Genomic DNA, 6,849 nt, shown 5'->3' with positions numbered 1-6,849 from the left:
CTGGCCAAGCTGGAAGCAGCGCCGGCCCGATGGCACCGGGTACTGCACCACGTTCACCGCGAACGGAATGACCGGGCAGGGCCAGGCCTGCGGTTGGCCGCACATCAGCGACAGCGGCACCGTCAGCCCGTGGTCCACGTCCATCTTGTTGACGATGGTCAGGTCGAAGTCGTCCTGGATCACGCTCTGCGCAATGTGCGAGGCCAGCTCCGGGTGGCCGATGACCTTGGGCACCGGCCGCGCACCGTAGCCTTCGTCGGCCGGCGTGAACTCGGCGGCGCAGCCGATCGCGAAGGTCGGGATCATCTCCAGGCTGAAGGCGGTGGCGTGGTCGTTGTAGACGAGGAAGATGACGTCGGGTCGGTTGTCCTTCATCCACTGCTTGGAGAAGTCGTAGCCCTTGAAGACCGGCTGCCAGTAGGCCTCGCCGGTCTTGCCGAGGTCGAGCGCCGCGCCGATCGCGGGCACGTGGCTGGTATAGACGGATGCAGTGATCTTGGCCATGTCAGTTCCGCCCCCACTTCGGGTCACGCCCACCGGAGATCATCATGTTGCGGTATTCCTCTTCGCTCATGCCGGTCATGCTGCCGGCCATCTGCTGGAAGCTCTTGCCGTCGGTGGCGCCGATCTTGGCCAGGAAGTAGATGTTGCCGCCCAGCGAGATGCAGCGGTTCAGGTCGCGCGCCAGCACGGCCTGCTTCTGCTCTTCCGTCATCGGCCACTCGTCGAGGTAGGCGCGTTCGTTCGCCTTGAAGCGCTCGCGGTTGGCGGCCTTCATCAGCGACATGCAGAACTGGTTCAGGTGGTAGCCCTTGCGCGACTGTTCGGCGTCGAAGATGGTCGTGCCGGGCACGTTCTTGTACGGCTTGTCCAATGCCATGGTTCAGACCTCCTCGGGCCAGTAGAGGCGCATCGGGTTGTCCACCAGCAGCTTGCGCTGCAGCTCGGGCGTGGTGGCGATGTGCGGGATGAAGTCGACCAGCAGCCCATCGTCGGGCATGTGGTTCTTCAGGTTGGGATGCGGCCAGTCGGTGCCCCACAGCACACGGTCGGGGAAGGTCTCGACGATGCGCCGCGCGAACGGGATCACGTCGCGGTACGCGCTGCGTTCGCCGTTCAGTGCCGGCGGGCCGGCAACGGACAGCCGCTCGGGGCAGCTCACCTTGCTCCAGACGTTCGGGTACTCGCGCATGAACTTCACGAACAGCTCGAACTGCGGGCCGTCCACCGGCAGGCTGACGTCGGGGCGGCCCATGTGGTCGACGACGATGGTGGTCGGCAGCGCGGTGAAGAAGTCCCACAGCTCCGGCAGGTCGACCGCCTCGAAATAGATCACCACGTGCCAGCCGAGCTTCGCGATGCGGCCGGCGATCTCCATCAGTTCGTCCTTGGGCGTGAAGTCGACCAAGCGCTTGACGAAGTTGAAGCGCACGCCGCGCACGCCGGCGTCGTGCAGGGCTTGCAGTTCGTCGTCGGTGATCGAGCGCTTGACCGTGGCCACGCCGCGCGCCTTGCCGTTCGATCCGACGCAGGCATCGACCATCGCGCGGTTGTCGGCGCCGTGGCAGGTGGCCTGCACGATCACGTTGCGCGCGAAGCCGAGATGGTCGCGCAGCGCAAACAGCTGCTGCTTGCTCGCGTCGCAAGGCGTGTACTTGCGCTCCGGCGCAAAGGGAAACTCGGCACCGGGGCCGAACACGTGGCAGTGCGCATCGACGCTGCCGGGCGGCAGCTTGAAGGCAGGCTTGGACGGACCGGCGTACCAGTCCAGCCAGCCGGGGGTCTTGGTGAATTCCATCAGTCGGTCTTCTTCACGTGGGAGAGGATGCGGTCGGCTTCGACACGCCAGTCGGCGCTGCGGGCGAATTCCTGCGTGCCCTTGATGCCGAACAGGCCGGCATCGGCGAGATCGGCCACCCAGGCCTGGCGCTCGGCGGTGCCGCTGGCGCTCCAGGGTTCGAGGCCGGCTTCGCGCACCGTCTCGGCGACCTCGCGCACTTCCTCGCTGCGCCGCCGGCCATGTTCGATGACACGCTGGAAGAAGTAGGCGGCCTGCTTCTCCCAGTCGATGGCGGGGAAGGTTTCCTTCAGCGAGGCGATCACCGCGTCTTCTACGCCGTAGTGGCGTGCCGCGGTGAAGCTCTCGATGACCATGGCCTCCAGGCCCTTGATCATCACGCTGCGGCACATCTTGGTGGCGCTGGCGACGCCGAGTTGGTCGCTGGCGACCTTCGCGGCGAAGCCCAGGCCGTTGAGCACCGGCTCCAGCGCCGCCGCGTCCGGCCCGCCGAGCAGCAGCGGCACCTTGATGCGGTAGGGCGGGATAGAGGTCATCACCGCACCCTCGACGTAGCGGCCGCCGGCGGCGTTGACGAGGGCTGCAGCGCGGATCTTCGCGCCGGGCGAGGCGGAGTTGAAGTCGAGGAAGAAGGCTTTCGCCTTCAGGCCCGCCGCGCAGGCCTGCGCCACCGGCACAGCCTGGCTGGCGGTGACGGCAGAGACGACCAGGTCGGCCGCGCGCACCGCGTCTGCATGCGACGAGGCCAGCGCGATGCCGTGCTTCGACGCATGTTCGCGCAGCGCCCCACCCGCCTCGCCGGCGAGCTTCAGGTCGCACGCGACGACCGCCTCGCCCCGCGCGCGCAGGTCCTCGGCGAGGATGCGACCGACCTCGCCGTAGCCGATGAGCGCGATCGTGGCCATGGTCAGTCGATGTACTTCAGGCCGGCCTTCTCGAGCGGCTCGCGCATCTTGTACATGTCCAGACCCAGCACACCCGAGGCCAACCGGGCTCTCTTCTCGCCCTCGTTGGCCTCACGCGCTGCGGCGGCTTCCAGCGTCTTCGCGGCCATCGCCCTCGGCACGCAGACCACGCCGTCGTCGTCGGCGACGATCACGTCGCCCGGCGTCACGTAGGCGCCGGCACAGACCAGCGGGATGTTGACCGACCCCAGCGTCGCCTTGATCGTGCCCTTGCTGCTGATCGCCTTGCTCCACACCGGGAAACCCATCTCGTGCAGCGTCTTCACGTCGCGCACGCCGGCGTCGATGACCAGCGCGCGCGCGCCGCGCGCCATGAAGCTGGTGGCCAGCAGGTCGCCGAAGTAGCCGTCGGTGCACTCGGCCGTCACCGCGGCGACGACGATGTCGCCGGGGCGGATCTGCTCCGCCACGACGTGCATCATCCAGTTGTCGCCCGGCTGCAGCAGCACGGTCACTGCGGTGCCCGAGACTTGCGCGCCGGGATAGATCGGCCGCATGTAGGGCTTGAGCAGGCCGACGCGGCCCATGGCCTCGTGCACCGTGGCGCTGCCGAACTTCGCCAGGCTGTCGGCGGTCGCCGCGTCGGTGCGCTGGATGTTGCGGTAGACGACTCCGAGCTCATACATCTCACTTCCCCCTTTGCTTGAGAGCGGCGTCCAGGCGCGGATAGACGCGCCGTGCATTGCCCTCGTAGATCATGTGCTTCTGTTCGAGGGTGAGCTGCGTGCTCGCCTCGATGTAGCGCTTGGTGTCGTCGTAGTAGAAGCCCGTCTCCGGGTCGATGCCGCGCACCGCGCCGATCATCTCGCTGGCGAACAGGATGTTGGCCACCGGGATCACCTTGGTCAGCAGGTCGATGCCCGGCTGGTGGTAGACGCAGGTGTCGAAGAAGACGTTGTTCAGCAGGTGGTCCTTCAGCAGCGGCTTCTTCAGCTCCTGCGCCAGGCCGCGGTAGCGCCCCCAGTGGTAGGGCGCGGCGCCGCCGCCGTGCGGCACGATGAACTTCAGCGCCGGGAAATCCTTGAACAGGTCGCCCTGGATCAGCTGCATCACCGCGGTGGTGTCGGCGTTGATGTAGTGCGCGCCGGTGGTGTGGAAGCAGGCGTTGCACGAGGTGCTGACGTGCACCATCGCCGGGATGTCGTACTCGACCATCTTCTCGTAGATCGGGTACCAGTGGCGGTCGGTCAGCGGCGGGCTGGTCCAGTGGCCGCCGGAAGGATCCGGGTTGAGGTTGATCGCCACGTTGCCGTACTGCTCGACGCACTTGACCAGTTCGGGGATGCAGGTCTTCGGGTCGACGCCCGGGCTCTGCGGCAGCATCGCAGCCGGGATGAAGTGATCCGGGAACAACTCACTGACGCGGAAGCAGAGCTCGTTGCAGATCGCCGCCCAGGTCGAGCTGACCTCGAAGTCGCCGATGTGATGCGCCATGAAGCTGGCGCGCGGGCTGAAGATCGTCAGGTCGCTGCCGCGCTCCTTCATCTTGGCCAGCTGGTTGAGCTCGATCGACTCGCGCAGCGCGTCGTCGGAGATCTTCAGGTCGGCGACCTTCGGCTTCGCCGACGGATCCTTGATGCCGGCGATCTGCTGGTTGCGCCAGTCCTCCAGCGCCTTGGGCGCAGTGGTGTAGTGGCCGTGGATGTCGATGATCATCGGGAAGTCTCCTGGAGATTCTGGGAGGTCAGGCCGGGTCCATGCCCTGGCGGCGCTTGGCATCGGCCGTCTCCGACGAGGCCATGAACGCGATCAGCGCGCGGGCGGCGTCGGGCCTGGGCGAGGTGGTGCAGACGGCGGCGGAGAAGACAGTGTCGATCTGGATCGCCACCGGCAACGGGCCGACGATGGTGATGCCTTCGACATGGATCAGCTCGGACAGCTGCTGGAAGCCGAGCTCGACCTCCCCGCCGGCGACGAGCGAGCCGACCGGCACGCCAGCGCGCGCCTGCACGAGGCGGCCTTCGATCTGCGCAGTGATGCCCCAGCGCTCGAACAGCTTGAGCAAGGCCGTGCCGCTCGGGCCGGTGGAGTAACCGATGCTCCTGGCGGCCAGAACGGCTCGCTTCACCGCGGCTTCGTCGGACAGATCGGGTCGCGGCGCGCCGGCCTTCACCGCCACCGCCACGCCGGAGTGAACCAGGTCGACCACGCTGTCGGCCAGCACTCGGCCCGCATCGGCCAGCTTCGCGATGGCGTCCGACGCCAGCACGACCACGTCGAACGGCTCGCCGGCCTGCACGCGCTTCGCGGCATCGACGCCGCCGACCGACTCGAAGGCCACCGCCACGCCGCTGCGCTGCTCGCAGGCGCGCGACAACTCCGCGAGCAGGGTGCGCGTCGCCATCGACGAGATGCCGCTGATGCCTTGGCTCATGGTCGCGCCGTGTCCGCCCGGGGGATGAAGGGAGAAACGATTCTGCGGCGCCAGCAAGACCACGCCAATCGAATGGCGCCGCTAGCTGCTATCGCATCCTGTTATGGGCTCGCGAGCCAACCACGTTGGCGACGCTGGCCATCACCAGCTCATGCAGCATGCGCATCGAGCGCTTGACCAGCGGCGTGGCCGGCTTGTGCGCCGACACCGCCATGCACAGCGTGCTGGTCAGCACGCCTTCGGCCAGCTGCCGCATGCGGAAGGCGGCTGCCTGGCCCGAGGCGGCGATCGCGCTCGGCGCGAGCACCGCATGGCCATGCCCGCTGCGCACCAGCTCGAGGATGGCGCTGACGCTGGACACCTCGTAGGCGATGTTCAGCTTCAGCCCACCCAGCGCCGCCTGCGTCTCCAGCAGCTTGCGGATCGCATGGCTGTGCTCGGGCAGCACCAGCGGCAGCATCGCCAGCTCGGCCAGCGGCAGCGGCGCCTGCTTGCGCGCCGCCCCCTTGGCCGCGCTGACCAGGCACAGCGGTTCGTCGAGCACGTGCAGCGTCTCGATCGCCGGGTTGGCATCCGGGTTGTGGACCAGGCCGAGGTCGACGCGGCCGGTGGAGATCCACTCGACGATGTGCGCCGACAAGCCTTCGACGATCGCCAGCCGCGCCTTCGGCAGGTGCTGCTTGAACGCGTCGACCAGGGGCAGCGTCAGCATGCGGCCCATGCTCGGCGGCAGGCCGATGACGATGCGGCCGGTGGCCTCGTCGCGGTTGGCGCTGAGGTCTTCGCGGGCGTGTGCAACGAGCTGCAGGATGCCGATCGCATGATCGTAGAGACGCTTGCCCGCCTCGGTCAGCAGCACGCCGCGGCCGGTGCGCTGCAGCAGCGTGACGCGCAGGTCGGTTTCCAGCAGGCGCACCTGGCGGCTCAGCGCCGGCTGCGCGACATCCAGCTCGATGGCGGCCTTGCTGAAGCTGCCCATCTCGGCAACGCGGACGAAGTAGCGCAGCTGGATGAGGTTCATGCGGCAGGGTGGGTGTCTCGCCGACTGTAGCGCACCCCCTTCGTGGGGATCGTCGGGGGCACCCCTCGCGCCACCCGCGCGGGGGACAGACGCTGGCCTGGTAGCGCTCGAACAATCAGCGCCATGTCACTCGCCGTCGTCCACAGCCGTGCCCTCGATGCACTGCGCTCGCCGCCCGTCACCGTCGAGGTCCACCTCGCCAACGGCTTGCCGAGTTTCACGCTCGTTGGCCTCGCCGACACCGAGGTGAAGGAGGCGCGCGAACGGGTCCGTGCTGCCCTGCAGACCAGTGCGCTGGAGTTCCCGTCCAACAAGCGCATCACCGTCAACCTGGCACCTGCCGACCTGCCCAAGGAGTCGGGTCGTTTCGACCTGCCTATCGCGCTGGGCATCCTGGCGGCCAACGGCCAGCTCGATGCGGCCAAGCTGGACGCCTTCGAATTTGCCGGCGAACTGTCGCTGGCCGGCGAGCTGCGGCCCGTGCGTGGCGCACTGGCGATGGCGCTGGCGGCAGCGCAGGAGAGCGGTGCGGCCGCCCGAGCGATGGTGCTGCCGACGGCCAGCGCAGCGCAGGCGGCGCGCGTGCGCGGCTTGCGCGTGCTGGCCGCGGGGCACCTGCTCGAGGTGGTGCGGTCACTGCTGCCGGGTGACGCGGCGCTGCCGCTGCCGGTTGCCGAACCGGCCGCGGAGG

Annotated in this window: 9 protein-coding genes; 1 reads left to right on the top strand and 8 read right to left on the bottom strand. The window is 68.2% G+C overall.

All coding sequences use genetic code 11. The features are described from left to right. The 8 genes from AAG801_RS39025 to AAG801_RS38990 all read right to left on the bottom strand — a co-directional run. Positions 1-504, bottom strand: a 504-nt coding sequence (locus tag AAG801_RS39025) for a class III extradiol dioxygenase subunit beta (protein ID WP_341893255.1), incomplete at its 3' end; no start/stop codon positions are given. A gap of 1 nt (position 505) precedes the next feature. Then, complete coding sequence (gene ligA / locus AAG801_RS39020) at positions 506-880, bottom strand: protocatechuate 4,5-dioxygenase subunit alpha (RefSeq protein ID WP_341893254.1); 375 nt, start codon at positions 878-880, stop codon at positions 506-508. 3 nt (positions 881-883) lie between these two features. After that, positions 884-1,801, bottom strand: coding sequence for an amidohydrolase family protein (locus AAG801_RS39015; RefSeq protein ID WP_341893256.1), 918 nt, complete (start codon positions 1,799-1,801; stop codon positions 884-886). Next, positions 1,798-2,703 carry a DUF1932 domain-containing protein gene (locus tag AAG801_RS39010; RefSeq protein WP_341893253.1) on the bottom strand — a complete coding sequence of 302 codons (906 nt, stop codon included), beginning with the start codon at positions 2,701-2,703 and terminating at the stop codon, positions 1,798-1,800. The genes AAG801_RS39015 and AAG801_RS39010 overlap by 4 nt, the downstream gene beginning before the upstream one ends. A gap of 2 nt (positions 2,704-2,705) precedes the next feature. Beyond that, on the bottom strand, positions 2,706-3,389 hold the full coding sequence (ligK, locus tag AAG801_RS39005; protein WP_341893252.1) for a 4-carboxy-4-hydroxy-2-oxoadipate aldolase/oxaloacetate decarboxylase: 684 nt from the start codon (positions 3,387-3,389) through the stop codon (positions 2,706-2,708). Between the two features lies 1 nt (position 3,390). Next, entirely contained in the window at positions 3,391-4,419 is a 1,029-nt protein-coding gene (locus AAG801_RS39000) for an amidohydrolase family protein (protein ID WP_341893251.1), read from the bottom strand. A 28-nt stretch (positions 4,420-4,447) separates the two neighbouring features. Beyond that, positions 4,448-5,137: a substrate-binding domain-containing protein gene (locus AAG801_RS38995; protein ID WP_341893250.1), complete on the bottom strand. Its 690-nt coding sequence runs from the start codon at positions 5,135-5,137 to the stop codon at positions 4,448-4,450. Positions 5,138-5,225: 88 nt separating this feature from the next. Continuing rightward, complete coding sequence (locus tag AAG801_RS38990; RefSeq protein WP_341893249.1) at positions 5,226-6,158, bottom strand: LysR family transcriptional regulator; 933 nt, start codon at positions 6,156-6,158, stop codon at positions 5,226-5,228. 123 nt (positions 6,159-6,281) lie between these two features. On the opposite strand from AAG801_RS38990, the gene AAG801_RS38985 reads away from it, so the two are divergent. Next, a partial coding sequence (locus AAG801_RS38985; protein WP_341893248.1) for a magnesium chelatase domain-containing protein occupies positions 6,282-6,849 on the top strand: 568 nt, incomplete at its 3' end.

The sequence above is a fragment of the Variovorax sp. YR752 genome, from assembly GCF_943372545.1.
This window is presented reverse-complemented; position numbering and strand designations above follow the sequence as displayed.

What these genes read in the sequence shown, in the direction of transcription:
- ligA (WP_341893254.1), bottom strand. Translation starts at nt 880, where the DNA reads ATGGCATTGGACAAGCCGTACAAGAACGTGCCCGGCACGACCATCTTC.
- AAG801_RS39010 (WP_341893253.1), bottom strand. Translation starts at nt 2,703, where the DNA reads ATGGCCACGATCGCGCTCATCGGCTACGGCGAGGTCGGTCGCATCCTC.
- ligK (WP_341893252.1), bottom strand. Translation starts at nt 3,389, where the DNA reads ATGTATGAGCTCGGAGTCGTCTACCGCAACATCCAGCGCACCGACGCG.
- AAG801_RS39000 (WP_341893251.1), bottom strand. Translation starts at nt 4,419, where the DNA reads ATGATCATCGACATCCACGGCCACTACACCACTGCGCCCAAGGCGCTG.
- AAG801_RS38995 (WP_341893250.1), bottom strand. Translation starts at nt 5,137, where the DNA reads ATGAGCCAAGGCATCAGCGGCATCTCGTCGATGGCGACGCGCACCCTG.
- AAG801_RS38990 (WP_341893249.1), bottom strand. Translation starts at nt 6,158, where the DNA reads ATGAACCTCATCCAGCTGCGCTACTTCGTCCGCGTTGCCGAGATGGGC.